The sequence below is a fragment of the Brachybacterium sp. FME24 genome, from assembly GCF_014897705.1.
Classification (GTDB): Bacteria; Actinomycetota; Actinomycetes; order Actinomycetales; family Dermabacteraceae; genus Brachybacterium.
The window spans coordinates 12,238-38,237 of record NZ_JABUXV010000018.1; the positions used below are offsets into that span (position 1 = coordinate 12,238).

Below are 26,000 nucleotides of genomic sequence, written 5' to 3' on the forward strand. Positions count from 1 at the left end.
TGGGAGTGCAGCGCACGCCGTGGCGCGGCAGGTCCGTCGTGCAGCGTGCTGTCGCGCTGCTCGTCAGGCGTCTGCGCTGGCCAGCGCCGGCGACAAATTCTGAAGGATCGAGTCGTCCGGATCGATGCCGACCATCTCGAGAGCGAGCAGCGAGGCACCGCCCAGGGGGTCGAGCCGCGGCGGGACCAGTTCGACCGCGCGCCACGGACCGCTGGTCAGGGCGTGTTCCAGGCGCGTGCGGAAGCTCAGATCACGCGCCATCGACCCCGTGCACGCCACCGGCGCGGGGTCCGCGGCCATCAGGGGAGCCAGCAGCTGCACGCCCCGGGCCGTGCGCTCGGCCAGGTGTCGCAGGGCGACGTCGGCCAGGGCGGACTCGTCAGCCAGTGCGGTGACCTGCGGTGCGAAGTCCCCGTAACTGCGTTTGGTGTCGTTGCGGTTGCCCGCGGACCTCCGCAGCACGGCCTGCCGCAGCCCGTGGGCGTCATCGGCGCCGAAGTGCTCGAGCGCGGCGGCGTGCAGCGGATCTGCCGGGTCGCCGTCTTCGATGAGGATCCGCTGCACCACGTCGTGCACGAGGTGTCGGGCGGCGCCCGCGTAGTGCTCGAGCTGACCGCTCTCGGTTTCGACGCCGTGCTCGTCGATCGCCAGGATCATCGACCCGGTACCGGCGACCACGACGATGCCCGCTCGACCCGAGAGGGCACCGCGGTGGGCGACTACCGCGTCGTTGACGAGGAGCTTCTCGCACGTCAGGCCGTCGATCGCGACGAAGTGTGCGAACCGGTGGTTGTGCCCGAGGCCCTGATTCGATCCGGTCCGGTTGAAGCCTGCCATTCCGGCCACGAGGGCCGAGGCGCGGGCGGGATCGAGGTCGGCGCCGTCCAGGGCACGGGTGATCGTCGAGCGGACGTTCTCCTCGGCATCATCATTGTGCGTCGGACTGCCTCCGCCGCCAGTGGCGCTCGAGAGGCGACGCCCGTCGAGGTCGACGCAGGCGACGCGCGTATGCGTGCCGCCCGCGTCGATGCCGATCACGAACGTGCCCTGCGCCATCGCCTGGATCATGTCGGCGAACCTAGCATCGGGTCGGGGTGTCCCGCCCCTCGGTCCGAGGCCGGGAGCAGGCCGCCTGCTAGCCTTCCTGAGTCGTTTCATGACGAGCGGAGGACGGCGCCCGATGCACTCATCCACCCGCCCGACCGGTCTGCTGCTGAATCTCCAGGAGCGCGCTGCGGGGGTGAGCAGGGACGCGGCGCGGTTCTCGTGGATCGTGCCGATGCTGGGGGACGCGCGGCAGCGCTCCTCCCGGCTGCAGATCGCCGCTTCCCCGTCGTTCGACCCGCCGGTGTGGGACTCGGGCACCGTCGCCTCGGCGGAGTCCACCGGGGTCCTGGTCGAGGGCCTGCCCCTGGAGCCGTCCACGCCGTACTGGTGGCGGGTGCAGGTCAGCACCACGGTCTGCGGGGAATGGTCAGTGCCGGCCGCCTTCACGAGCGCTCCGGAGCACTGGGCCGCGGCACCGATCTGGGCCGACGACGGTGCGCCCTGGGCCCTGCTGCGCACGGAGATCGACCTTCCCGACGCCCCGATCCGCGCGGCCCTCCTCGAGGTGCTCGGGCTCTCGCCGGAGGGTGGTCCCGGTGGATCCGCAGGTCCCCACGGCGGGCGTCAGCACGTGGTCAAGGTCTGGGTGAACGGGCAGGTCACCGGCTTTGCGAGCGTTCGCAGCCCGGACCATCGCCCGCGACTGCACACCTATGACGTCACCGCCCCGCTGCGATCCGGGCCCAATGCCCTCGCGGCGCTGGCCTGGGCGCAGGAGGGTCAGCAGTTCGCGGCGCGGCTCGTGGTGATCCTCGAGGACGGCACCCGGCTCGAGCACGCCACCGCTCCCGGGACCTGGCGGGCCCGGTCGGGCGAGGGCCTGCTGCCGGGGCGGCGGAGCATCGGCGGCGGCTGGTACTTCGCTCCCGCCGAGGACCGGGACCTGCGCGAGGAGCCCGTGGGGTGGACGCGGCCCGGATACGACGACTCCGGGTGGGTGCCGGCGACCGCCGCGCCGCCCCTGCCCGGCCCGCCCGCGGCCGCGATCGTGAACCTCGAGCAGGTGCGGGGCGAACCTGCGCGGCTGGTACCCGGTGGTGCCGGGACCTGGTCGTTCGATCTGGGACGGGAGGTCGTCGGCGGCCTGCGCGTGGAGTGCCTCGCCAGCAGCGGGGCCCGGGTGGAGGTGCACCTGGGTGAGCAGCTCGATGCGGCGGGACAGGTGATCTCCTCGATGCCCACGGGCAACGTGTACGAAGAGACATGGACCCTCCGCGAGGGCAGGCAGGCGGTGGAGCACTGGGGGTACCGGGCATTCCGCTACGGCGAACTGAGCCTGCTCGACGGGCAGGTCGAGGATCTGCAGGTCACGCCCGTGATCCTGCGCAGCGCGCCGCGGCACACGGGGCGGTTCACGACGTCGGACCCGGACCTGGACCGCGTCCACGAGCTGTGCCGGTACTCGATCGAGGCCACCTCCCTGGATCTCTACCTCGACACCCCCGCCCGGGAGCGGGGGCCCTACGAGGGGGACGCCTTCGTCAATCAGCTCTCCCAGTACGCCTGCGAGCGCAGCTACGCCCTCGCCCGCACCTCCACCGAGTTCCTCACCCGCCGGCCCACCTGGCCGGCGGAATACCACCTCATGCCCGTGCTCGTGGCCTGGGAGGACTACCTCGCCACCGGTGACGACGCCCAGCTGCGCTCCGACCTGGACCTGTGGCGCCGCGCCACCTACGACCGGAACGTGCAGGCCGACGGACTGGTCCACAAGGATCCCGGCCCGTCGAGCTCCTGGGACGCGGACCTCGTGGACTGGCCGCAGACCTGCCGCGACGACTTCGAGTTCACCCCGGTCAACACCGTGCTCAACGCCTTCCAGGTCGCCGCGCACGAGACCCTCGCGAGGATCTGCACGGTCCTCGGCCGACGCGGCGAGGCCGATCATCACGCGGCGCTCGCCGACCGGGGGCGCGAGGGGATCGAGGCCCAGCTGGTGCGCGAGGACGGCACCTTCCGGGACGGCATCGGCACCGAGCACGCCTCCCAGCACGCGAACGCGATCCCGGTCGCCCTGGGCCTCGCGCCGACGGAGCGCCAGGACGCGATCGGGGACTTCCTGGCGGCCGGCGGCATGCGCATGAGCGTGTACGGCGCACAGTTCCTCCTGGATGCACTGTTCACCCTGGGCCGCGCCGAGGAGGCGCACGCCCTCATGACCTCACGGGGGGAGCGGAGCTGGCTGCATCTGATCGATGACCTGGGAGCGAGCATCGTCCCAGAGGCCTGGGACCCCTCCCTCAAGCCGAACATGACCTACTCCCATGCGTGGGGAACCGCGCCCGTGAACGTCATCGCCCGCTGGGTGCTCGGGGTCCGTGTCGTGGCTCCCGGGGCGGCCCGGCTCGAGATCGCCCCGCAGCCCGGGCCGCTCACCCATATGGAGGGCACGGTGCCGACCATCCGCGGGGACGTCCACGTGCGCTACGACCAGGGGGCGGGCGTGCTCGAGGTGCTGATCCCCGCGAACGCCACCGCCCGGGTGCGGTGCGGATCCGTGGAGCGGGAGATCGGCCCCGGGATCAGCACGATCCGGGTGTGAAGGGCCGGGAGCAGGTCGCTCGCCGGCTGCTTCGGCCCCCGCAGCGCTCGCGCCCCGCCCCGCCGCGTCCCGCCCCGCCGCGTCACGCCCCGCCGCGTCACGCCCCGCCGCGTCACGCCCCGCCGCGTCACGCCCCGTCACGCCCCGTCACGCCCCGCCGCGCCGCGCCGCGCCGCGGTGCCCCAGCCCCGTCCAGCCGTGATTCCGCCGGCCCCGGGGTCACGCCGTGGAACCCGGCCGCGTGGCCGTGCCGGTGGGTCCTGCCGCAGGACCCCGCCACAGGTTCTGGCCGCGGGCGGGCGGTGCAGGGGCCTCGTATCCACTGGCGTCACGCGGGCAGCGAGCCCGTATATGGCGCTGGCTGCTCGCCTGGTGCCAGTGGATACGAGGCCTGTTCGGACAGCTGGGCCCCTCAGCACTTCTGCAGGGGAGCGCGGAGGGGAGGGGAGCCCGAGCTCGACGCGGCGGTGCTGCGCGCAGCTTCTCGTATCCAGTGGCGTCAGGTGAGCAAGGAACCCGTATATGCCGCACCCTGCACGCCTGGCGCCACGGGATACGTCGCGTGCCGCCGGCTCAGTTGCCCAGTTGCCCAGTTGCTCAGCTGCTCGCGCTGTCGTAGCGGCGGATCGCGATCCGCCAGTGCACGGCCGTGAACGCGACCCCGATGCCCACGACCGCCGCACCGCCGAGCAGGGGGCCGCCCAGGTCACCGCCCAGCAGCACCTGTGCCGGGAGTGTGGCCAGCAGCAGGGCGGGCACGAGGGTCGTGAAACCGAGCATCGGCAGCCGGCGGAAGGCCGCCCCCGGGTACTGCCCCGCCTCGCGCAGCGCCCCGACGATGGCCTGGACGGGCTCGGCCGAGGCCCACCAGAAGGACAGGAAGCTCGCATTGATCCAGAACAGGGTCCATGCCCCGACCCCGAGGGCCATCATCACCAGGCAGCCGAGGACGCCCCCGATCGTCGGGACGTCGCCGGCCATCGAGAGTGCGCCGATCACGAGCGCGAGCCCCACCAGGAGGCGCGTCGCCTCGGCCGGACGCACCCAGCGCAGTGTCAGGGCGAGGAAGGCGGGGACCGGCCGGATCAACAGGAGGTCGAGCTCCCCGGTGCGCACGGCGGAGTCCAGGCGCAGGAGGTTCGGCCCGATCACCGTGTCCAGGACGGCGGTCGACAGGGTGAACAGTCCGACCACCAGCACTGCCGTGGACTCGTCCCAGCCGTTCTCGCTGGTCCGGGCGGTCTGGGCGAGGACCAGGGCGGGCACGAGAGAGATCGCCACGTCGACCAGGGCGCCGATCGCTATGAGGAGCGTCTGGGTGCGGAACTGCAGGTCACGGGTGATCGCCTGGCGCCAGCACGCCAGCCACCACGACACGATCCGGCCGATCATGCGCCGGCCGCCTCGTACCGTCGCACGCCCCGTGCCCACACCAGGGCGAGCATTGCGAGCGAGGCCCCGGTCCACGCGAGCAGCGCGAGCCAGTCCGCGAGCTCGGCGGTTCCGGAGCCCGTGAGGACCTCGAGCGGGTAGGCGAGGGTGAAACGGAAGGGCTGGAAGCGCACCGCGTCCTGTACCTCGGCCGGCAGGAGCATCAGCGGGACGACCGCTCCGGACAGCAGCCGCTGGGCGAGGACCACGATCCCCTGCACGCCCGCGACGTCCTCGAACCAGAATGCCAGGCAGCCGATGAGCACGTCGAGCACGAAGGAGAGGATCCCCGCGCAGACCAGCGCGCCCAGCGCGGCCGCCCAGACCGACGGGTCCGTCGGCAGCTGCACCTGTCGGCGGAACACGAGCCCGAGCCCGACGACCATCGGCAGCAGGACGACGATCTTCACCGCCTTCTCCGCCAGGTTGTTGGCCACGAGGTGGGCGAGGGCGGGGCACGGCCGCACCAGCCAGATCGAGAGACCGCCGGTGCGGATGTCCTCGGCGAGGAAGGATGCCGTCCAGCTCGAGGTGACCATGGAGACCACCGCGACCAGAACGAACCAGGTGACGATCCGGTCGGCCGGCACGGGTGGAGTGGCCCCTCGGGCGATGGCGCCGGTCCAGACGAGGAGGGAGACGACTGGCGGGGTGACCGCTCCCAGCTGGAGCAGCACCACCCAGGCCCGATTCGTGAGCGTCACCGTGAGGTCGCGCCCGAACAGGGCGATCCCGGTGGCGAGCAGGGCGCGATGGCGCCCTGCCGGGCGCGGCGCCGTGGAGATCACCACGCTCATCGCTGCCCCCGTCCTGCGCCGGCCTGCTCGGCGTAGACGCGGGCCATCACGGCATCCAGGTCGACCTCCTGCACGCTCAGGTCGCGGATGCCGCCGAGGGCGAGGACCGAGGCGACGGCGCCCTCGAGCTCCTCCTCCGACGCCTCGAGGAGCACGGTGCGGGGATCGAGCAGAGTCGCCCCTGTCGGCAGCTCCTCGGGTCTCAGAGCACGATCGAGCACGGTGCGGATCTGGCGCCGCGGCGCGATGCGCGCCCGCAGTCCGGCGAGGTCCCCGTCGAACGTGAGGTGCCCGCCTGCCACCAGGAGGATCCGACGGCACAGCGCCTCCACGTCGTCCATGTCATGGCTGGTCAGCACGATCGTGGTGCCGAGCGCCTCGTTGGTCCGGGCGAGCATCGACCGCAGCGCCTGTTTCGCGGTGACGTCCAAGCCGATGGTCGGCTCGTCGGCGAACAGCAGGCGGGGAGAATGCAGCAGCGACAGGGCGAGTTCGCATCGCATGCGCTCGCCGAGACTGAGCCGACGCACGGGGATGTCGATCACCGCGGAGAGGTCCAGGACCTCGGTGAGCTCGCCGACCCGGCGGCGGTACGTCGGGCCGTCCAGGGCGTACATCGCCTTGTGGACGAGCATCGAGTCGATCGTGGGGACGTCCCACCAGAGCATCGACTTCTGGCCGAACACCACGGCGATCGACTGGAGGAACTCGGCCCGACGCCGCGCCGGCTCGTGCCCGAGCACGCTCACCGTGCCGTTGGTGGGGCGGATGAGGCCGCAGCAGAGCTTGACCAGGGTGGTCTTGCCGGCGCCGTTGGGGCCGAGCAGGCCCACGAACTCGCCCGGTGCGACCTCGAGGTCGAGCGGGGCCAGGGCCAGCCGCTCCTCGGTGCGGCGGCGCACGAAGGCGCCCAGTGCGCCCCGGATCCCGGGATCCTGATGGTGACGGCGGTAGGACTTGGATAGGGAAGCGGCCCGGATAGCGGGCTGGGATGACGAAGTATGGCGTGCAGCAGACATGAAGCGCCTTTGATCTCTGAGCGCGCGGCTATGCCGCGATGACCGGGAGAAATGCCAGCGTTGCCGCCGGCCGGCGCATCATCCGGCCCCCCGCACGTCTCCGTGGGCAGGGGGTGGGACGGGGCGGACCTAGCGGCCCGCGTTACTTCGCGTCATGAGATGCACGGGGTCGAGGCTACCTCGGTCGGCGCTCCGCGTCCACGGATATGCCGGGCGTGAGGCCGACAAGAGGGAGATCGGGAAAGCCGTGGCGTGTACGGCCGGAGCTGGGCAGGATGTCCCTATGGAACAGCCGCTCGAGGGAGGGAACACGACTGCGGGCGTGGTCCGCGTCGGGGAGACCGTGCGCCGCCCGAGGAGCGCAAGGTCCGAATTCTCCTCCTCCGCCGTGGCCTGGCTGAATGCTCACGCATTCCCATATGCGCCTCGCTATCTCGGGATTGACGACAAGGGCCGCGACACCTTCGAGTACATCGGCGGGGTGACCACGGAGCACCCCGCCCAGCGTGACGAGCGGTCGTACGCGGCGATGGCCCGCATCCTTCGCGACCTTCACGCGCTCACTCAGGACAGTGACCTCACGGGCCCGGGGGCCTCCCTGGTCCACGGCGATCCCGGCCCCTTCAACGTGATCTGCCGGGCGGGGATGCCGGTCGCCCTCATTGACTGGGACTCAGCCCACGGGGGCGATCCGTCGGCCGACGTCGGCTACGCCGCCTGGACCTGGTGCGTCGGCGACGTCCCCGGAACCACACCCGCCGAGCAGGCTGGGCGGCTGCGCGGGTTTCGCGACGCCTACGACCCGACGATGACGACCGCGCGGATGCTCGGCGCCATCGAGCGGGCCCAACAGGGGATCATCATGGCCGAGAGTGCTGTTCTCGACGACCCGTGCCGAGATGCCGGGCGCCGCGCCCATGCTGAACGTGCCGTCCGCTGGGCGGAGACGGATCGCCGCTACCTCGCCCGAAACCTCGGAGTGTTCCAGGTGGTGCTGGGCGACGGGATGGCGGAGTAGCAGATCCGTCGGGACGCCACGAGCCGTACGGTGAGGACATGGCGAGCAGAGCGCACACCACTGTCGAGCTGGTTCCCTACGACCAGGGGTGGCCTGCGCGGTTCGCAGCGACGGCGGCGGAGATCCATGCCGTATTGCCGGACGCTGTCATCGAGCACGTCGGATCGACCAGCGTGCCGGGCCTGTCCTCGAAGGACACGATCGACGTGGCCGTGGGAGTCCGCGACGTCGAGGAGGCCCTGGACCCCGAGGTGCTGGCCGCTCTCGAGGTGGCCGGATTCGTGCATCGTCCCGAGTCCTTCGCCTCCGACCCTGATCACGCGTTCTTGCACCGCATCGTCGGTGATCACCGCACCGACCACGTGCACGTCATGCGACTAGGGTCGGCGCCGCTCGAGGGTCATCGGCTCTTCCGTGACTACCTGCGCGCGGTGCCGGAGGCCGCTCGCAGTTACGAGTCCATGAAGCTCGATCTCGCGCGCCGATACGCCGATCACCGCTCCGCGTACGTCGACCAGAAACAGGAGGTCGTGGACCGCCTCATGGTGGAGGCGCGCGCGTGGCGTCGGCGCACATGAGTGACCGGACTGCGGACTGCCGGGCTCGGTGCATCAATGATCACTGAGCGCTCATGCGCCGGGCCGCGTAGTAGGCGAGTGCCTCGTCGAAGTCGCGTTCCGTGAAAGCCGGCCAGGGCCCCGGGCTGACATAGAGCTCCGCAGATTTGCTCTGCCAGGGGAAGAACCCGGACGTGCGGCTGTCGCCGCCCGTGCGGATGATCAGGTCGATGTCCTTCACCGGCCCGCCCGCGAGGCGAGAGGAGATCATCTCCACCGTGAGCGAGCTCGGGTCACCGCTCGGCAGATCTGTGACCGCGCGGCGCAGAGCGTCCAGGATGTCCTGGTGGGCGTCGTATCCGATGGCCAGGGTCAGGTGCCCAGGTCTGTCCTTCGTGTCCTGGACCGCGGTGAGCAGGGCGTCTCGTGTCGAGGAGGGCAGCAGCTCGAGGTCACCGCTGATATGCAGCTGCCATCGTTCCGCCGCGCGCACTCGGTCGGGGATGACGGTCTCGATGAGCGCGAAGAGGAACTGCATCTCCAGGGAGTCGCGCTTGCGGATGTTGTCGGCGGACAGCACGTACACACTCACGTGGTCGATACCTCGCGCGGACGCCCACGCAAGCAGATCGGTCAGGTGTTCGGCTCCAGCGCGATGCCCCTCGCTGATATCTGCCAGCCCCTCGGCGCGTGCCCAACGGCGATTGCCATCCATGATGAGGCCCAGATGACGGGGCCGTGGCGCGCCGACCTGCACTTGGGTCGCAGAGGAGGCAGCTGCAAGAGGGGGCATGGGGCTGAGACTACGGGCTGTGCTGCGGAGGGACGGAGCTCCCCATGTCATCCCGCGCTATGTCGGGAGGGGGTGATCCCCGCAGGTCGAGATCGATGCCTCGTCGGTTCCGCATGGTGAGGGCGATGCACAGGGCCGCAAGGCCGGCCATCCCGGCGGCCAGGAGCATGGCGACGCCGGAGCGGCCGCTACCGGACAGCGCTGCGAACGGAGCGTTCACCAGCGCCGGCGGACCCAGCTGCACGACAGCCATGAGCGATTGGAAACGGGTCATCTGGCCGACGGGCGCGAGCCGGAGGAGCGCCGGCGCGATGTGTGTGGTGAATAGAGCCGTTCCCGCACCGAGGATGACGGATGCGGCCATGGCCAGCGGTGCCGTGATCGGGAGGGCCAGCGCGACCAATGCGAGCGCCGTGACGATGAGCCCACCGGTGAGCGCGAGAATCTGCCTCGTCGTCGTTCCGGTGAACGAGATCAGCAACGTCACGGCCAGCATCCCCGCGGCCCATGCCGACTCGAGCAGACTCGCCTGGGTTGCGCTCCATCCGTTCGCCCGTGCGGTGGAAGGCAGCACGACGGCGACCACCGGCAGCACTGCCGCGCACAGGAGCGCGACGGCCAGGAGGAAGGGCCAGATCCGCAGCTCGTGCGCGGAACGGATCCCCTCCCGCAGCGCTGTCCAGATGCTTCCGCCCTGGCCGCCAGGTGCAGTGGGAGCGACCGGCGTATGGGGTCGCAGCACGAGGAGTGCCGTGATCATGCACGCCGCGATGAACCCGTTCGCGACCAGAGCGACATGCAGGGACCAACCGGTGATGACGAGCCCGCCAGAGGCGACGCCGAGGATGCGCGCCGCATGGATGCTCCCGGAGATCCGTGCCAGCGCCCGGGGCAGCTGGTCGTCGTCGCGCAGCAGCAGCCGTGGATAGACGATCGCGGCCGGCTGCTGGAATGCGGAGATGACGGCGATGACCGCGGCCGTCGTGGCCAGGGCCGCGACCCCCGGCGCGCCACCGTTGAGGGTAGCCAGCAGGATCACGGCGACGGTCTGTGCGCCCGCGGTGGCGACGAGCATGCTGCGCGGTCCGTGACGGTCGCCGAGGACCCCTCCGAACAGGAGGAGCACGATCCGAGGCAGCACGGACAAGGTGCTCACGAGCGCCACTGCCCCGGGACCATGGCCGGTCGCGATCCAGATCAGGGCGAAGGCGAGCATCGAATCGGCGGCGGCGCCGAGGGTGGAGACCGCCCACCACAGATGGAAGCTGGCAGGCAGTCGGGAGGAGTTGCGTGATCTCATGCCAAGGAGGCTGAGGGTTCGAGCGGCGTGAAGGTCAAGCTCGCATGGGCATCACCAGAAGCGTCAGAGTGTCCTGCACCGGCGAGGTGACCCGCGCAGGTGTGCTCTCGTCGGTCAGGGAGATCAGCACCTCCTCCGCCGGGCAGATCGCGACCGCCGCAGCGAGAAGTGCAGGCTGCAGCAGGATCGACAGCGGATCACAGTCCGCTCGCGGGGCAGACGCCCATCCGTGCAGCGGGGGATCCGCGAAAAAGGTGGCGCTCTCCGCCTGGGCGACGAGCCGCAGCGTGTCCCCGAGGGATGGTCGCGCGAGGAGATCCACGAGATCCGCCCGACGGAATCCGGTGACGACACGGGCGGGTGGCTGGGTGGAGACCAGCAGGCCGAGATCCGGCACGGCGCGCTCGACCGTCTCGGATCGCATCAGGAGCGACCTGTCCGCACCGCGGATGGTCAGTTGGTCGCCGCAGAGCTCAATATGCACCTCACCAGCACGTTCACAGATCTCGGCGAGGGAGTTCGCGTCCGAGACGGGCACGATCGCACGGACCTCGTCCCCCTCGGTCTGTGCCCCCACGCGGCGATGCGCGAGCCAGTACCGATCGGTCGCGATCAGCTCGATGCCGCGCGGCCCCACCGTCCACACGAGCCCCGAGACATCGCTCGTCGCGGAGGCCGTCGCCGCCAGGACCTGTCGGACGGCGCTGGCAAGGACGGCGCCCGGGACAAGAGCTCGCGCGGCGTGACGGGACCTGTCGTCGGGCCGCAGCGTGTCGAGCAGGTCCCGCAGGGCAACTTCACGGTGCCGGGAGATCGCGCCGTGGTGGGAGAGCAGGCCCGTGAGCAGTGAGGCGGCATTCTGCCCCGTGCCGGCGAGCGCCTCACGCATCACGGACAGCGGGACGTCGGCGGACCTCATGCGACGTACGAGTACTCCGGTCTCGATCTGCGACGGCGCGTAGTAGCGGTAGCCCGTCACGGGATCCACGTCCGCCGGCTCGAGGACTCCTTGTGCGGAGTAGTAGCGCAGGGCGCTCGCGGGGACGCCGACCGCACGGGCGAAGGTGCTGATCGTCAGCAGTTGCTCGTCGGCCATCCACGCATCCTGGCACGTGCGGCGGTGCGGCTCGGACTGGTGCCGAGTCAGAAGCGGGCGGAGGCTTCCGCGATCACGTCATCGGCGAACCCCCTCAGATGGGGGCGGGCGCCTGCAATGATCTCGGCAAGCTCGATGATCCGATCCGTGCGGCTGGTCCCGAGGGGGTCGAGGGCGATGCGTTCGTAGGCGCGCACGAGCAGGTCGTCGGCCTGTTCCTCCTGGCCTCGCCCCACGGCTTTGACTGTCGCGAGGGCGTTCTGGAGGGCGCTCTCGTACGGGTCCCACTCGACGTCGTCCTGAGACGGGGCGGGCGTGCTGTCGGCGTCGTCGCTGACTGCTGTCCGCACCTCGAGGTCGAGCCGCCACCAGACCGGCACCCCGGCCAAGCGGGCGAAGAGCAGTCGCCGGGAAGGCGAGGTTTGCCAGTCGGGATCGGAGCGGAAGGAGAGCAGCGGGGTGATGGACGCGATCGCCGACGGCGCCGATCCCCGGGCCTGTCCGAAGAGGTGTTCGGGGACGGTCCACCTCAGATCGATGTCGCTGAACTCGTCGGCCGTGCCTGCCGCCAGGGAGCCGCGGAGCTCGACAGTCGATCCCGGGCATGCGCTGGCGAGGGACTCGATGAGGAGGCGTGCGAGGTCGAGCCGGCTGTCAGTCAAGGCGGCGCCTGCCCTGGTCGGACTCGAGCTGATCGAGATCCGCTTCGGCACGCTCGAGTGCCGGCCGGTTGCTGGTGGTCAGGTAGGAATGCACGGCAGTGGCGAGTTCGGTGATCGGGCGCGGCGGGAGATAGCCGGAAGCTCCTGCCTCGAGCATCCGGCTGACGGGGCCCGTGTAGTGGACGCCGAGCTCCTCGTCCTCGATCTCTGTGATCAGCAGGCGGGCGCGAGGGAACTGCCGGCGCAGCGCGCCCACCAGTTGCGGGCTGATGGGCGGGGTGAGCAGGACGTCAGAGCTGGGCGGGGCTTCCTGGAGATCGAGGACGAGGTAGCTCTCCCCGAGCTCATCGGAGAGGCGGCGCCGCACAGAGTCCGTGAGCTCCATTGCGGTCGCAACCACCGTGACCCCCTCGGGGAGCGCGTTCTGCTCCCGGGGCAGTGCAGGTTCGGCCAGGACGGTGCCCTCCAGCGTGGAGGAGCGGAATCCCAGGGTGCCGATCGGGTCCCCGGCTCGGGTGAGCGCGACGTCCTTGCCGGCGACGGCCGCCTCGAGGGCGGCGGCGACGTCGGCAGGAAGGTCTTCCAGTTCCAGCCTGTGGCGGGAACGGCGGCGGTGGCTCACATCGACTCCTCAGCTGGTGCTCGCCGATCGTCGTCAGACGGTCGGCGGGGCGATGCCGCCTCGGCCCGGAGCCCGGACGCGACGACCTCGAATTCCCACTATGCGCGACTCCTCCGCCCGCCACCACCCCGCTGAGCGGGTCCGTCCGTCCGCGCGGCGCTCGTCGCCTGCTCGCGCCGACGACAGGAAGCCCGCCCGCGGCGTTCAGGCTCCGAAGAGCGACCCCAGGTCACCGTGGAGGAAGGCCATGCCCACCCCGGTCACGGCGAGCAGGGCGATCGCGATGATCCAGCCCACCATCGCCAGGACGTTCAGAACGATGCCCCAGCCGGCGCGGCCGCGGGCAGTCGGCTCGTTCCCGAGCGAGGAGATCCCGAGGAACAGTCCGATGACGGGGGCGATCAGCACCCATCCGGCGAGGAGGGAGCAGATGCCGAGGATGAAGCTGGCGGTGCCCTTGCCGGTCCCGCGGTGGGCGATCGTGGTGTAGGTGGTCACGTGAGGTCCCTTCGTATCGGATGCGTTCTCGTCCGGCGCTGCGGGCGGGTATCTGCATCGTAGGAAGGGGTCGGCGCCACCCGGATCCGTCTGCGGGATGGTCCAGGTCCACCTCAGGGTGGACCTCGGCGAGGGCCGTGACCGCGCCGGGCCTGCGCACCGCTGGCGGTCACCAGGCGTAGGCCTCCGGGGCGGGGCCGCCGGGTCCGGGGAAGATCTCGTCGAGCGCGGCGAGGTCCTCGTCGGACAGGACGATGTCCACGGCGGCGATCGCGGAGTCGAGCTGCTCCATCGTGCGGGGGCCGACGATCGGGCCCAGCACGCCGGGTCGGTGCAGCAGCCAGGCGAGAGCAGCCTGACCGGGGGCGAGGTCGCGCTCCTGGCAGAATGCCTCCCAGCGGTCCAGCTGCGCGGTGAGGTCCGCGGGGTCGTGCCGGCGATCGGCGGTCCCGCGGCGCACGCCCTTCTCGGAGCGGCCGCCGAGCTTGCCGCCCGAGAGCGGGGACCAGGCGATGACGCCCATCCCGTAGTGCTCTGCGGCGGGGAGCACCTCGAGCTCGACGTCCCGGGACAGCAGGTTGTACAGGGACTGCTCGGAGACCAGTCCCAGCGCATGGCGGGCCCGGGCGGCCTCGTTCGCCTGTGCGAGGTGCCAGCCGGCGAAGTTCGAGGAGCCGACGTAGCTGATCTTGCCCTGCGCGACCAGCAGGTCCATCGCCTGCCAGATCTCCTCCCAGGGCGCGGAACGGTCCACATGGTGCATCTGGTACAGATCGATGTGGTCGGTGCGCAGGCGTCGCAGCGACTCGTCGACCGCGCGGCGGATGTTCAGCGCGGAGAGCCCGCGGTCGTTCGCGCCCGGACCCATCTCGCCGAACACCTTGGTGGCCAGGACGATCTCGTCGCGGCGGCCGGTCTTCGCGAGCCAGCGGCCCACGATCTCCTCGGTCCGGCCCTTGTGGTCCGTGCCGCCATACACGTTCGCGGTGTCGAAGAAGGTCACGCCCTGATCGAGGGCGCGGTCCATGATCGCGAAGGCATCCTCCTCCGCGGTGTGGGGGCCGAAGTTCATGGTGCCGAGGACGAGCCGGGAGACGGTCGCTCCGGTGCGTCCGAGCTGGGCGTGCTGCATCGTGGTGCTCTCCTCGCGTCGTGGCGGCGTCGCGTCAGGCGACCGGGGTCCACCGTCGGAAAGCGTACGTCCGGAGTCGGGTCGTGGCCAGGGAGGGTCGACCGGTGGTCACAGGAGCGTCGTGGCGACCACCACGAGCACGAACGCCACGACGAGGAGAGCGACCCGCACGATATGCAGGCGGTCCCAGCGCTGCTGGAGCTCCTGCCAGTTCCCGGGGTGGGACTCGGCGGTCCAGGTGATCGTCTGCTTGTTGATCGGGACGAGCAGGACGACCGACAGCACGACGCCGACCAGGAGCAGCGCCGCGGCGAGGAGAGCTGCACCTGCTGAGGAGGTTCCCCAGGTGAGTGCCGTGAGCGTCGCGAGGAGAATCGTCGAGCCGATGTACCAGAACGGCATCGCCCGCCCGAGCATGCGGCCCCCGTGGGCCCGCCCGGCGATCGCCGCGGCGAACGGCAGCCCCCGGAGAATCGGGTTCAGGACGACGGCCACGGCGAGCTCCACACCGACCAGGAGACCGGTGGAGGTGGTGGCGATGACGGCGAGGACGGAGGGCATCGGGGCTCCCTGGGACTAGTGGTGCTAGATTATCTAGCACTGTTAGGCTATGGCGCGGGAGCTGGCATGGCAAGGGGCGAGGGCAGGAGGAGGTCCGATGGTGGAGCCGACGGCACGGAAGCAGCGCACGGAGGAGCGGCGCCGACGGATTCTCGAGGTGGCGCGCGAGCGGGCGGACGCCGACGGATGGTCAGCGGTGACGACCCGACATCTCGCCGACGCCATCGGGTACACGCAGCCAGTGCTCTACGGTCACTTCCCCGGTGGTAAGTCGGAGATCATGCTGACCGTCGCGATGGAGGGCTTCGCTGACCTCACCCAGCGGTGCCGCATCGCGCTCGAGGCCGCAGACGCAGCGCGAGCGCCCGAGGTCGCGGCGCTCGCCTATCTGGACTTCGGAAGCGCGCACCCGGCCGTCTACGAGGCGATGTTCCAGCAGGCCATCGACGCGAAGTTCGACAGCGACGAGACGCCACCTGCCCTGCGGGCGGCGTTCGACCTGCTCAGCACGTCCATCGGGGACGACAAGGGCGGCGCCGCCACCGAAGTCTTCTGGGGCGCCCTGCACGGCATCAGCCTCCTCGAACGCGCCGGTCGTATGCGCCCGGAGCACCGCGCAGACCGGGTGGCGGAGCTGACCGCCCGTTTCGGGGCCTGAGCGGCATCACCTGTCACTTCTCCGGGCCGGGGTCGGTGCGCGGGTCGTAGAGCGCGAGCTCGCCGGCCGTCGGGGTCTGGAAAGCAGCCCGGTACGCGGCGATGTGCTCGCGGGTGATCGGGGGATCCTCTGCCGCGCGTGCGCTGATCCGCCGCCACAGCTCCTCGTCCGGGGCGTCGAGGACGCGCAGCTCGACGCGGACGCCGAGCGCGCGGGCTCCCTCGCGCAGGCGGTCCCGCTCCTCGCGACCCCACGTGCCCCTTTCGACGACCACGCTCACCCCCTGCTCGAGCAGCTCCTGGCCGAGCTGCCACTGCATCTGTTCGATGTGGTCACGCAGGTCCTCCTCCCACAGGGAGCTGCCCAACCGCACCATCCAGTCGTCTGCGCTGAGTCGCATCGCCCCCGTGGCGTCGACGATCCTGTCCGCCTCCGTCGTCTTCCCGCTTCCGGGGAGGCCGCAGAGAATCGTGAGCGTGGGGCGGAACGTACGCGGCCTGCGGCGATGGGCCATGCGTGCCCGCACCTCCTGCAACCAGCCGATGCCGAGCAGATGTCCGTCGGGCAGGGAGTCCTCTCGGTCCCAGCGCCAGGTCGTCACGAGCGCCCGGGTGAGGATCCGGCAGTCCTCCAGCAGCTCACGATCGATGCCCGGATAGTGCTCTGCGACCTGCGCGGGGGCATGGGCGAGGTCGAACTCGACGGGGCCCGAGCAGCAGGTCTCGAGGTCGATGAACAGCACGCCGTCGGCGGTGTCGAGCACATTGCCGGGGTGGGGTTCGCCGTGCAGGGCCTGCTGGTGGCCTCGCCGGTCGATCTCGACCCCGAGGTCGACGAGGGTCTCGCGCAGGAAGGTGCGGTCCGGTTCGGTCAGCCGCGGGGTGCGCGAAGGATCCTCGACCAGGGCGAGGGCCGAGGCGACGCGGTCGACGAACTGCGGGACCTCGAGATCAGCGTCGCGCATCGCCGCATGGAGGCGGGCGAGCGCCTCGGCGAACTCCACGGCCGGCAGCTCCCTGTCCTCGCGCGGGGCGTGGTGGGCCCACAGGGTGATCTCGAAGCCGTCGCGCACAGTCACCTGCGCCGGCGCGCGCGGGTCGAGGATTCCCACCGGGGCTCCGGCCTCCGCGAGGCGGAGCGCTCGGTCGACCTCCACCTGCGCGCCGGCCTGATCGGCGGGCCCGATGCGGGCCACCAGGTCGCAGGGCAGCAGGCGCACGGTGAGGCGATTCGAATTGTGGAGGTCGAGGACGTCGTCCACCTCGAGACCAAGCGCTCTGACCACGTTGGTGGCGGCGAGACGGGCTCGGGCGGCCGCGGGGGTGTGCATTCGGCTGACCGTAGAGCGAAGAGGTAGAGCGCGCAACGTCTTTGCCGGTCGGGGTCTCGGTGCCTGGGCGGGCGGGTGCTCGACTCGACCATGCGCTGAGCGGCCCGATCGCTCAGCCGCCCGCGGGGAGATCCAGGTGGAAGTCCTGACGACCCGAGGTGACGCCGTTGATCTGGAGAGCCACGGCGTGCGGACCGCTGTAATAGCGCCGGGTCGTGATCGGGCGGAACGAGTGGACCTTCCGCACGTCGCGCTCCTGGCCGGGGCCGAGCGTGAGCGTGGTGAGCTTGAAGGCCTTCGTGCTCTGCGTGCCGGCCGCTGTGGCGTGGTGGACGACGTAGTCGATCATCAGGCGCACCGACTCCTCGCCGGTGTTGCGCACGGTCGCCTGCAACTCGATCGATTCGCCCACCACGAGTCGGGCGCGATCCAGATGCGGGCCGTCCACCACGAGGGCGCCAGCGGGGTCCGGATACCCGAGCAGCGCGAGAGCGGCGGGATCCCCGCGCTTGAGGAGGGTGCGCAGCGCGTGGCGGACCACCTTCTCCGTCGCCTTCTCCGTCGCTGCGTCCACCGACCCGAGCCAGCGGGCGGTCGTGGCCACCACGAGTGCTGGATCGTCGCGGCTGAGGTCGTTGAGATGGTTCGCGACGGAGCGTCGCACGTACTCCGACGGATCGCGGTGCAGCCGGTCCAGGATCGGGATCGTCCTGCCGGGCTCGGCGGTCAGTCGCGGGACGCGCACTGCCCACGGCAGGTAGGGGCGGGTGCCTTCGGACGCGAGTCGTCGCACGTGCTCGTCCTGCGAGTGCGTCCACTCCAGAGCCTGGGCCAGAACGTGCTCGAGGTCGTGCCTCAGCAGGGTCCGCAGCGCGAACTCCGAGGTCAGCAGCCCGGTGAGCTCGGCCAGCAGATCGAGGGCGTCGGCGGTCGCAGCCGCGCTGCCATTGGCCGCCGCGGATTCCGCGACAGCGGTGGAGACCGGCCAGATCATCCAACCGCGGAACGTCGGGGAGTCGCGGATCGCTCTGCGGACCACTGTGGCGAGGTCCGTGAAGGGGCCTCCGAGGTCCTGCAGCATCGCGGCGCGCAGGGCGTCGACGCGTTCACGAAGGCTCAGCTCCGACAGGGACTCTGCGGCCGTGCGGAGCCGGGTGGGCGACGTGCCCGGGGCGGCCACCTCCAGGGCGTCGGCGAGATCGAGGGCGGTGCGCCGATCGATCATCTCGTCAGCGAAAGGCATGGCGCTCCTCGGGGTCGGACGCACGGACGGGCACGGGGAATCGGACGACGTGCGCAGGGCGTGCGCCATCGTCGGGACCAGGGTGCTCCATGGGAGGAGAGTAGTCGGCGGTGACCCCGGGGGGAGATGTCTCGTCCCGGGGTCAGGCGGACGTCGCCCGGCGGCGGATCGTCACCGCGTAGAGCAGCGTCATCACAGCCAGGAAACCGACGCCCACCAGGAGCGCCGTGTGGTACTGGCTCTGCCAGACCATGATGCCGAAGGTGAACGCGATGAACGCGATCGCGAAGATCTGCCCGAACGGCCACAGCGGGACCGGGAAGGCGAGCTCCGCGCGCTCCTGGCGGGACATGCTGCGGCGGGAGGCGACCTGCGCGAGCAGGATCATCAGCCACACGAAGATGGTGGCGAAGGTGGCCAGCGACGCGACGATCGTGAAGACCTCCGCGGGCAGTGCATAGTTCAGCACCACGCCGACCACCAGCACGCCGAGCAGGGAGAGCGTGGTGACCACGGGGACACCGCGCACCGTGCGCGCCATCACGCGCGGCGCGAGCCGCTCGCGGGCCATCCCGGCGACCACCCGGCCGGCCCCGAACAGGTCCGCGTTGATCGCGGACAGCGCCGCGGTGAGCACCACGACATTGAGCAGGGCGGCCGCCCAGTTCACGCCGAGGGTGTCGAAGATCTGCACGAACGGCGACACCTCGCCGGTGATCGTGCGCCAGGGGTTGATCAGGAGGATCACCAGGATCGCGAGCACGTAGAACAGCAGGATCCGCACGGGCACGGTGTTCACGGCCTTCGGGATCGCCGTACCGGGATCCTCCGCCTCGGTGCCGGCCACGCCGATGATCTCGGTGCCGCCGAAGGCGAACAGCACCAGGATGAACGCGGAGATCATGCCGCCGGCGCCGTGCGGGAAGAAGCCGCCGTCGGCGGTGAGGTTCGCCAGCGGATTCCCGTCGGCCCCGTTCCCGAGGCCGAACACGAGGATCGCGGCGCCGCCCACGATCATCCCGATCACCGCGGCCACCTTGATGATCGTGAAGACGAACTCGAGCTCCCCGAACCAGCGCACGCTCGCGAGATTCGCCGCTCCCACGATCAGCAGCGTGAGGGCCACCCAGATCCATTGCTCGGTGTCGGGGAACCAGAACCGCATGTAGATCGCGATGGCGGTGAGGTCGGCCAGGCACACGATGAGCATCTCGAAGGCGAACATCCACCCCGTGATGTAGCCGGCCCAACCTCCCAGGAAGCGCCGCGTGTACTCGGCGAAGGAGCCGGAGATCGGCATCCGCACCGCCATCTCCCCGAGGGCGCGCAGCATGAAGTACACGACGGCGCCGCCGAGCAGGTAGACCAGCAGCACCGACGGCCCAGCCGCCTGGATCGCGCCGGCGGAGCCGTAGAACAGGCCGGTGCCGATCGCCGAACCGAGCGCGATGAAGTGGATGTGCCGCGCCTTGAGCCCGGGTGCCCGCCGGGCGGTCTCGGGGGCGGCGTTCGCGGTCGTGCTCATCGGGGAGTTGCTCCGGGGCTGGATCGGTGCGCTCGCCGAAGGGGGCTCGCGCGGTGGGGGAGGCAGGGATCTGCCGTCGACACGGTACGTCCGCCCGGGCCCGGGCAGCACGGTCGGTCGAGGCCCTGGGGCACGGATCACGATCCCTGACGACGGTCGGCAGGGCGCCGGAACGGTCGTCGTGACACGCGACGACGATGAACACCGGGCAAAGGGTGTGTTCGCCGTCACCAGGCTCCGATAGCGTCGCAGGACCGTCCGGCAGGGATCGGGCGGCGAGCAGGGGCCTGGCCGCCCCGACGAGGAGAGAAGGACCCGAGATGAACGCCATGTCAGCCCGACCCGCTCACCGCATCGACCGCCGGAGCGTGCTGCGCTCCGCGCTGCTCGGCACCGCGGGAGCCGTCGCCCTCGGCGGCACGTCCGCCGCTCTGATGCCCGCACGAGCCCGGGCGGAGGAGGCTGGGATCCACGGTCAGGACGTCTCCTCGCACCAGGGGAACGTCGACTGGGCCGCCCAGAAGGAGCTCGGATCCCGGTTCGCCTACTGCAAGACGACCCAGGGGAACTGGTACACGAACCCGTACTTCGCGCAGCAGTACGGAGGCTCCTACGACGAGGGCCTCGTGCATGGTGCTTACCACTACGCCGAGCCCGGTAACAGCGGCCCGGCCGAAGAGTGCGAGTACTTCCTGACGCACGGCGGCGGCTGGACCGACGATGGCCGCACCCTGCCCGGCATGCTCGATGTCGAGGCCAATCCCACGGGCCTCGGACAGGCGGATCTCCAGGCCTGGGTGACCGAATGGATCGACTTCTATCGCACGGAGACCGGCCGCACCCCGGTGGTCTACACCGGAGCCTGGTTCTGGGACGACCAGGTGGGCCCGCAGTGGTCCCCGGAGAACGTGCCGCTGCACGTGGCCGCCTACACGGAGAACCCTCCCGAGGGCGTCGAGATCCCCGGCACCTGGAACGCCTGGGAGATCTGGCAGTACTCCGACTCCGGCCCTTTCGCGGGGGATTCGAACCTCTTCTACGGCAGCGAGGAGCAGTTCGAGGCCTTCGTCTCCGACGCGGACTACGACCCCGTCAGCAACTGAGCCGGGGAGCTGGGCTCACGCTCTGAGGTCACGGCGTGGCGAGGGACTGCACGCGCACCAGCACCTGCGGGCGCCCCGTCCCGGGATCGCCCACGGCGAGCTGGACCGCGCGCTGCACCTCCTCGACGATGCTGCGCACCGGCAGCGGCCCTCCCACTGCGATCTCCACGGTCACGTCCCCGGTCCCGGGGTCGATCACGAGGCCGTAGCGGGAGGCCGTCGGGTCGGAGCGCCGCAGGCGTGCGTCGAGGGCGCGGAGGGTGGTCGCGATCCCGGGCTCGAGGCCGCTCACGCCGGGCACTTCGGTGACGATGTCGATCAGCTCTGCCGCTCCGGTTCGCGGCGTCCGGACGGACTCGGAGCTCAGGGGGCTCTGGGGACTAGTGGGGCTCATGGAGATCCTCGATGTGGATGTCGACGGTCAGCTCGGACAGGCCAAGGTCCACCTCGCAGGCGAGGCGCACGGCGGCGCGGACCTCGTCGGCCAGGGCGGGCAGGTCACGCGTCCCGATCCGTGCGGAGAGGCGGCAGGTCGCCCGGGTGGGCAGCCCGCGGGAGCGTCCGGAGGACGGGGAGTCCTCGTACTCGAACGTGGTGCGCAGCGCCCGGGCGTCCGGGACTGCGTCGATCGTGCGACGCACCAGGGTGCGCAGGGTCAGCTCGGACACGGTGAACGGGCCGACGGGCGTGGGCGGCATCTCCACGTGCGCGCCGTGGCGAGCATCGGCGCGCACCGACTCCTTGATGGTCGACAGGGCGCCAGCGGAGAGTTGCACCGAACTGTCGCCGGCACTCTCCAGTTCATCCCATTCGGTGTGCACGGAACGGATCAGCTCGAGGTACCGCGCAGTGGCGGCGGCGTCCTCGGGGTCGGGGGTGTCCTGGTCGGGGTAGGGCATGGGGTTCACCTCCATTCCTCCATCTCTCGGACGATCTGGGTGCGCGCGCGGGCGATCCGGCCGCGCACCGTGGCTTCCGTCGCGTCGACGACGCGGCAGATCTCCCGGTACGACATCCCGTCGATCTCCCGCAGCACCCAGCAGGTGCGCAGGGCGGGATCGATCGAACCGAGGATTCCGGCGAGTGCGCGCATCTGGGCGTTGACCAGGGCGCTCGCAGCTGGGTCGGCCGCGGTGGATCGGTTCGGCGACACCCGGGAGGAGACGGCAGGATCTCCGGAGCTCGCCTCGAGGGCGTCGTCGGCCGCGGTGGAGGTGGCCCGGCGTGCCAGCCGCCGGACCACGTCGGTCGCGCTGCGGGTGCAGATCTGGGCGACCCAGCCGCGGAAGGCCGCCGGGTCCTCGAGCAGGTGCAGGCGGCGCCAGGCGAGGACCAGGGACTCCTGGACCACGTCCTCCGCGTCCAGGCGATCACCGACCACCATGAACGCGATCCGGAACAGGCGGCCCTGGTGCAGGTCCACGAGCTGCTCGAAGGCCGCGGCCTCGCCGTCCTGCGCCCGCAGGACGAGCGCCCGCTCCTCCGGGGTGGGCTGCGGCGTCATGCGGGGACCGTTCCGGGATCTGCCGGAGCCCCCTGACCGGCGGCAGTGCCGCGCTCCCGAGTACCGACCATGGCCCGTGAGGGGGCGGCCGACGAGCGCAGATGGATCAGCAGATCGATCTGTCGGGCATCGGTCCCCAGGACGGTTCGGACGTCCTCGGCGAGGCGCCCGCGGACGGACTGCGCCGCCCAGCAGGTCTCGGCGTCCTCGGCGATCGTGGCAGAAGCCTGCACCCACAGAGATGTGCTCGATCCGCTGATCTGCACCGAGGCGTCGAGCACGCCGGAGACGTCCTCGATGTGCTCGGACAGTGCGCGTTCCAGCACGGCCGGCTCCAGAGTCCCGAGCAGGGCGGCGCTGTCGTCGGAGAACCGCAGGGGAGCGGTCGTCGGGCGGAAGGGTACCTGGAGGACCAGCAGCCAGATGCCGATCAGGATGGCCAGCACGGTCACGACGACGGCGACCGGGAGCAGCCACTGCTCATGGGCCGCGGAGAGGGAGGCCGGGGTCGAGTCCCCATGGGGGAGGACCACCTCGGCGCCGGGCCAGCGGCTCGTGAGACCCAGCGAGGCCGAGGCGAGCCACGCCCCGGCGAGCAGGGCGATCAGGGACGCCACCACGAGGACCAGCCGATTGCGGGGTCCGGAGACGGTACGCATGATCTCTCCTCTCAATTCTTCCGCTGGATCCGCACGCGGGTGCGGAACGCGGTGGTGGGGCGGAGCTCAGCGACGGACTGCTCGGCGGCTGCGCGGGAGGCCTGGAGCACGGCGTCCGTGTCGTCGACGACGGTGCGGGCGACCACGCTGAGGCGGCGCCCGGCGATGGTGGTCCGGGCGCTGTGCACGCCGTCGACCCGCTCGACGCGGAGCGTCACCCGGCGGGCCAGGTCACGGTGGGACACGACCGTCTGCCCGGGGGTCTCCCCGGCCAGCACGCGACTGCGCGAGGTGGCGCCGGGCAGCAGGGCCGCCAGGAGCATGATCAGGCCGAGCACAGCCAGCACGCCGGCGCTCACGAGCACCGGGGTGGAGTCCAGGCGCAGGGCGCCGATGGTGTCGAGGCGACCCTGTGCGGCGGTCGGCCAGGCGCCGTCCACCAGGAGGGTGCCCAGCAGCCAGACGCCGAGGAGGCCGACGGCCAGGACCGTCAGAGCGAGCAGGCCGACGGGGATGCTGCGGGAGGGGCGTCGATCCAATCGGCGCGGTGCGCTGGTCATCGCAGGGTCCTCCTCGCTCGGGTCGCAGGGTCCAACCAGGAGACGGTGACGTCCAGGCGTCCCACCTCGAGGCCCGTCAGATGCTCGACCCGCTCGCGCACGTGCTCACGCAAGGTGCTCAGCGCGGTGCCGAGCGGGCTCGGGAAATCGACGCCGACGTCGAGGGTCAGGACGGCGGTGCGGCCGTAGAGGTCGCAGCGGGCGGAGGGGCGGGAGGCGAAGTCCTTCCGCGCCCCGACGCCGAGCACCCCGCCGGCGTCGGACCCGATGTGCGGGACCTCCGAGGCGACCTGCTCCGCGATCCGGGCGACCACCTGTGCGGGGACGCTCGTCGTGCCGCGGCTCTCCACGGGGGCCGGCGTGGCCTGAGCGGCGGACACAGTCACCGCCTCCAGCGATCGGTCAGGCCGCGGATCTCGATGCGACCCTCGATCGTCATGCCGACGGCGAGGCCGATCGCGGCGAAGATCAGGACCAGGAAGAACTGGCCGAACGTCCCGAACGCCAGGGCGGCGCCCAGCAGCAGCCCCACCAGCAGTGCGAATTGCGATGTCTTCATGACGACTCCTCGATCGTGGCGCAGGGCGGGCGCCGGATCGGGCCCGCCCTGCTCGCGACGGCTCACTTCAGGTCGGTGGAGCGCTGCTCGGGGGCGGGCTCGTCGTCCTGGCCGGGGAGGTGGACGTCGACGACGTTCACGTTGACCTCGATGACGTCGAGGCCGGTGGTGCCCTCGACCTGATCGATGACGTTGCGACGGATGGCGTTTCCGACCTCGACGATCGAGGCGCCGTACTCCACGACCACGGTCACGTCGACCGCTGCCTGGGTCTCGCCCTTCTCGACACCGATGCCGCCGGTGATGTTGGTCTGCCCGTTGGGGATCCGGTCGGTCACGGCGGAGAACGCACGACGCACGGCGTTGCCCATGTCGTACACGCCGGGGACCTCGCGAGCGGCCATGCCGGCGATCTTCGCGATCACGGTCTCATCCAGCGTGGTCACTCCGCGGCTGGTCTGGAGGGGACCGCGGGGGGCCTTCTCCTGCGTGACGACCTGCTGCTGCTCACGAGCTTCCTGCTGCTCGGCCTCGCGCTGCGCTGCCTCGCGCTCCTTCTGCGAACCGGTCTGGGGGATGGATGCGTCGGGCATGCGTGCTCCTTCGTGGTGCCCTGGTCTGGCCGGGGCCTGCGGTTGCGGACACCAAGAAGACGTCGCGTCGTCCGAGATCCTCACGCCCCAGTATCTGTGATGCCGCTCACTCCGGCTCGGGGTGCGAGGGGGCTTGCCGTGCCGAGGCATCCGGCCCAGTTGGATTCGGCCCTCGTTATCGCAGCCGGAGCAGCATCGTGTCGGATCCGCCTTCGCGGCCCACGACGGTGAAGCCGACTCGTCGGTACAGCTCGCGCGCATGATTGCCGTCCTCGACGCTCAGGCTCAGCCCGGGGAGGCCGCGCTCCGTCGCGTGGACGACCAGCGCTTCCAGCAAGTGCGAGCCGATGCGGCGGCCACGGTGTGCGGGGGCGACGGCAAGGGTCAGCTCGGGGATGGTGTCCGCGACGTAGCCGTATCCGGGGTCGGCGGCGGTGAGCTGGCGGGCCCAGGTCGCACCTGCCGGCTCGCCGTCGCGCTCGGCGATGACCCCGAAGTCGGTGTCCCGCTGCCAGCCGTCGACGTAGTGCGCGGCCTCGGGCGAGGCGAGCAGGGCATCGTCGAACTCCGGGTCATCGCGCCAATCGAATGCTGCGGCGAGCATCGCGCGCAGGAACGCATGGTCCGACCCGATCGCGGGACGGTACGAGAGGCTCGGCGGTGTCGTCGCGCCAAGGGTTCCTTCCCGCTCCGGGGCGCGGTCGGTCACGAGTCGGCGTCCCGTCGGGAGAGGTGGTCGGTGCGCTCTGGTGAGGACATGCGTCCAGGATGCGTGAGCAGCCCGAGGGTGTCGAGCGCGATCTGCAGCCCGCGACTCATCCCCTGCCACGGATCAGGGGTCGTGGAGGAAAGGCGGTTTCAGCCCTCTGATTTTCTGTGCACTGATCTGCAACAACACTGCTCCGAGCCGCGGATGAGGGGTGAGCCTGTCTGTCACAGCGCCTCGCAGACCCCCGACTCCCCGGGCCGACCTGCGCGGTTGTGATGTGCCAGACATTGCGCATAACGTTTCGGTTACGAGCAGAGAGCTCAGCCGGCCCGCCGGCGAACACGATGGGAGTTCGGTCATGACTGAGCAGAACAATTCCGGACAGTTCGGCAACCAGGGAGACGAGGAGGGTCAAGTCCCTG

29 protein-coding genes are annotated in these 26,000 nt (G+C 70.9%); 5 read left to right on the forward strand and 24 right to left on the reverse strand.

Going from position 1 to position 26,000, the window contains the following annotated elements; genetic code table 11:
• Positions 1–63: 63 nt before the first annotated feature.
• Complete coding sequence (locus tag INT51_RS17650; protein ID WP_193106652.1) at positions 64–1,068, reverse strand: BadF/BadG/BcrA/BcrD ATPase family protein; 1,005 nt, start codon at positions 1,066–1,068, stop codon at positions 64–66.
• A 112-nt stretch (positions 1,069–1,180) separates the two neighbouring features.
• Between INT51_RS17650 and INT51_RS17655 the strand changes: the two genes are divergently transcribed.
• Positions 1,181–3,649, forward strand: coding sequence for a family 78 glycoside hydrolase catalytic domain (locus INT51_RS17655; RefSeq protein ID WP_193106653.1), 2,469 nt, complete (start codon positions 1,181–1,183; stop codon positions 3,647–3,649).
• A gap of 597 nt (positions 3,650–4,246) precedes the next feature.
• Here the strand turns inward: INT51_RS17655 and INT51_RS17660 are convergent.
• The 3 genes from INT51_RS17660 to INT51_RS17670 are packed head-to-tail and all read right to left on the reverse strand — an operon-like array spanning position 4,247 to position 6,896.
• On the reverse strand, positions 4,247–5,041 hold the full coding sequence (locus tag INT51_RS17660; RefSeq protein WP_193106654.1) for an ABC transporter permease: 795 nt from the start codon (positions 5,039–5,041) through the stop codon (positions 4,247–4,249).
• Positions 5,038–5,877, reverse strand: coding sequence for an ABC-2 family transporter protein (locus INT51_RS17665; protein ID WP_193106655.1), 840 nt, complete (start codon positions 5,875–5,877; stop codon positions 5,038–5,040). The genes INT51_RS17660 and INT51_RS17665 overlap by 4 nt, the downstream gene beginning before the upstream one ends.
• Positions 5,874–6,896, reverse strand: coding sequence for an ATP-binding cassette domain-containing protein (locus INT51_RS17670; RefSeq protein WP_193106656.1), 1,023 nt, complete (start codon positions 6,894–6,896; stop codon positions 5,874–5,876). Before INT51_RS17670 ends, INT51_RS17665 begins: the two co-directional genes overlap by 4 nt.
• Positions 6,897–7,179: 283 nt before the next feature.
• On the opposite strand from INT51_RS17670, the gene INT51_RS17675 reads away from it, so the two are divergent.
• Together INT51_RS17675 and INT51_RS17680 are read left to right on the forward strand one after the other, a co-directional pair.
• On the forward strand, positions 7,180–7,914 hold the full coding sequence (locus tag INT51_RS17675) for an aminoglycoside phosphotransferase family protein (RefSeq protein WP_193106657.1): 735 nt from the start codon (positions 7,180–7,182) through the stop codon (positions 7,912–7,914).
• A 38-nt stretch (positions 7,915–7,952) separates the two neighbouring features.
• Positions 7,953–8,492 (forward strand): GrpB family protein, encoded by a 540-nt coding sequence (locus INT51_RS17680; protein ID WP_193106658.1) that lies wholly within the window; start codon positions 7,953–7,955, stop codon positions 8,490–8,492.
• A gap of 40 nt (positions 8,493–8,532) precedes the next feature.
• Here INT51_RS17680 and uppS read toward each other — a convergent pair whose 3' ends face one another.
• The 8 genes from uppS to INT51_RS17720 all read right to left on the reverse strand — a co-directional run bounded on the left by uppS (position 8,533) and on the right by INT51_RS17720 (position 15,135).
• Entirely contained in the window at positions 8,533–9,264 is a 732-nt protein-coding gene (gene uppS / locus INT51_RS17685; protein ID WP_193106659.1) for a polyprenyl diphosphate synthase, read from the reverse strand.
• A 10-nt stretch (positions 9,265–9,274) separates the two neighbouring features.
• Positions 9,275–10,564 carry an MFS transporter gene (locus tag INT51_RS17690; protein ID WP_193106660.1) on the reverse strand — a complete coding sequence of 430 codons (1,290 nt, stop codon included), beginning with the start codon at positions 10,562–10,564 and terminating at the stop codon, positions 9,275–9,277.
• A 34-nt stretch (positions 10,565–10,598) separates the two neighbouring features.
• Positions 10,599–11,660, reverse strand: coding sequence for a MerR family transcriptional regulator (locus INT51_RS17695; protein WP_193106661.1), 1,062 nt, complete (start codon positions 11,658–11,660; stop codon positions 10,599–10,601).
• A gap of 47 nt (positions 11,661–11,707) precedes the next feature.
• Complete coding sequence (locus tag INT51_RS17700; RefSeq protein WP_193106662.1) at positions 11,708–12,322, reverse strand: hypothetical protein; 615 nt, start codon at positions 12,320–12,322, stop codon at positions 11,708–11,710.
• Entirely contained in the window at positions 12,315–12,944 is a 630-nt protein-coding gene (locus tag INT51_RS17705) for a hypothetical protein (RefSeq protein WP_193106663.1), read from the reverse strand. Before INT51_RS17705 ends, INT51_RS17700 begins: the two co-directional genes overlap by 8 nt.
• 204 nt (positions 12,945–13,148) lie before the next feature.
• Positions 13,149–13,442, reverse strand: coding sequence for a hypothetical protein (locus INT51_RS17710; protein ID WP_193106664.1), 294 nt, complete (start codon positions 13,440–13,442; stop codon positions 13,149–13,151).
• A gap of 169 nt (positions 13,443–13,611) precedes the next feature.
• The gene (locus tag INT51_RS17715) at positions 13,612–14,574 is read right to left on the reverse strand and encodes an aldo/keto reductase (protein WP_193106665.1); all 963 of its coding nucleotides are present in this window, start codon (positions 14,572–14,574) and stop codon (positions 13,612–13,614) included.
• A gap of 108 nt (positions 14,575–14,682) precedes the next feature.
• Positions 14,683–15,135, reverse strand: coding sequence for an anthrone oxygenase family protein (locus tag INT51_RS17720; protein WP_193106666.1), 453 nt, complete (start codon positions 15,133–15,135; stop codon positions 14,683–14,685).
• 97 nt (positions 15,136–15,232) lie between these two features.
• Here INT51_RS17720 and INT51_RS17725 point away from each other — a divergent pair, with 97 nt between their 5' ends.
• Positions 15,233–15,793: a TetR/AcrR family transcriptional regulator gene (locus INT51_RS17725; RefSeq protein WP_193106667.1), complete on the forward strand. Its 561-nt coding sequence runs from the start codon at positions 15,233–15,235 to the stop codon at positions 15,791–15,793.
• Between the two features lie 13 nt (positions 15,794–15,806).
• On the opposite strand, the gene INT51_RS17730 is transcribed toward INT51_RS17725, so the two are convergent.
• The 3 genes from INT51_RS17730 to INT51_RS17740 form a co-directional block, all read right to left on the reverse strand.
• Positions 15,807–17,123, reverse strand: coding sequence for an AAA family ATPase (locus INT51_RS17730; RefSeq protein WP_193106668.1), 1,317 nt, complete (start codon positions 17,121–17,123; stop codon positions 15,807–15,809).
• A 112-nt stretch (positions 17,124–17,235) separates the two neighbouring features.
• Entirely contained in the window at positions 17,236–18,366 is a 1,131-nt protein-coding gene (locus tag INT51_RS17735) for a DNA alkylation repair protein (protein WP_193106669.1), read from the reverse strand.
• A 142-nt stretch (positions 18,367–18,508) separates the two neighbouring features.
• Positions 18,509–19,891, reverse strand: coding sequence for an amino acid permease (locus INT51_RS17740; RefSeq protein ID WP_193106670.1), 1,383 nt, complete (start codon positions 19,889–19,891; stop codon positions 18,509–18,511).
• A gap of 320 nt (positions 19,892–20,211) precedes the next feature.
• Between INT51_RS17740 and INT51_RS17745 the strand changes: the two genes are divergently transcribed.
• Entirely contained in the window at positions 20,212–20,994 is a 783-nt protein-coding gene (locus INT51_RS17745) for a GH25 family lysozyme (RefSeq protein ID WP_193106671.1), read from the forward strand.
• A 28-nt stretch (positions 20,995–21,022) separates the two neighbouring features.
• Here the strand turns inward: INT51_RS17745 and INT51_RS17750 are convergent, their stop codons facing one another.
• From INT51_RS17750 to INT51_RS17790, 9 genes are all read right to left on the reverse strand, one after another.
• On the reverse strand, positions 21,023–21,388 hold the full coding sequence (locus tag INT51_RS17750) for a hypothetical protein (RefSeq protein ID WP_226985883.1): 366 nt from the start codon (positions 21,386–21,388) through the stop codon (positions 21,023–21,025).
• Entirely contained in the window at positions 21,375–21,893 is a 519-nt protein-coding gene (locus INT51_RS17755; RefSeq protein ID WP_226985884.1) for a hypothetical protein, read from the reverse strand. Before INT51_RS17755 ends, INT51_RS17750 begins: the two co-directional genes overlap by 14 nt.
• A gap of 5 nt (positions 21,894–21,898) precedes the next feature.
• Positions 21,899–22,498, reverse strand: a complete 600-nt coding sequence (locus INT51_RS17760; RefSeq protein ID WP_193106673.1) for an RNA polymerase sigma factor — start codon at positions 22,496–22,498, stop codon at positions 21,899–21,901.
• Positions 22,495–23,157, reverse strand: a complete 663-nt coding sequence (locus tag INT51_RS17765) for a hypothetical protein (protein ID WP_193106674.1) — start codon at positions 23,155–23,157, stop codon at positions 22,495–22,497. Before INT51_RS17765 ends, INT51_RS17760 begins: the two co-directional genes overlap by 4 nt.
• An 11-nt stretch (positions 23,158–23,168) precedes the next feature.
• Positions 23,169–23,717, reverse strand: coding sequence for a DUF6286 domain-containing protein (locus INT51_RS17770; RefSeq protein ID WP_193106675.1), 549 nt, complete (start codon positions 23,715–23,717; stop codon positions 23,169–23,171).
• On the reverse strand, positions 23,714–24,097 hold the full coding sequence (locus tag INT51_RS17775) for an Asp23/Gls24 family envelope stress response protein (protein WP_226985885.1): 384 nt from the start codon (positions 24,095–24,097) through the stop codon (positions 23,714–23,716). Before INT51_RS17775 ends, INT51_RS17770 begins: the two co-directional genes overlap by 4 nt.
• Before the next feature lie 2 nt (positions 24,098–24,099).
• Positions 24,100–24,276: a hypothetical protein gene (locus INT51_RS17780; RefSeq protein WP_193106676.1), complete on the reverse strand. Its 177-nt coding sequence runs from the start codon at positions 24,274–24,276 to the stop codon at positions 24,100–24,102.
• Between the two features lie 62 nt (positions 24,277–24,338).
• Positions 24,339–24,869: an Asp23/Gls24 family envelope stress response protein gene (locus INT51_RS17785; protein WP_193106677.1), complete on the reverse strand. Its 531-nt coding sequence runs from the start codon at positions 24,867–24,869 to the stop codon at positions 24,339–24,341.
• A gap of 175 nt (positions 24,870–25,044) precedes the next feature.
• Positions 25,045–25,578 (reverse strand): GNAT family N-acetyltransferase, encoded by a 534-nt coding sequence (locus tag INT51_RS17790; RefSeq protein WP_304502241.1) that lies wholly within the window; start codon positions 25,576–25,578, stop codon positions 25,045–25,047.
• Positions 25,579–26,000 lie beyond the last annotated feature (422 nt).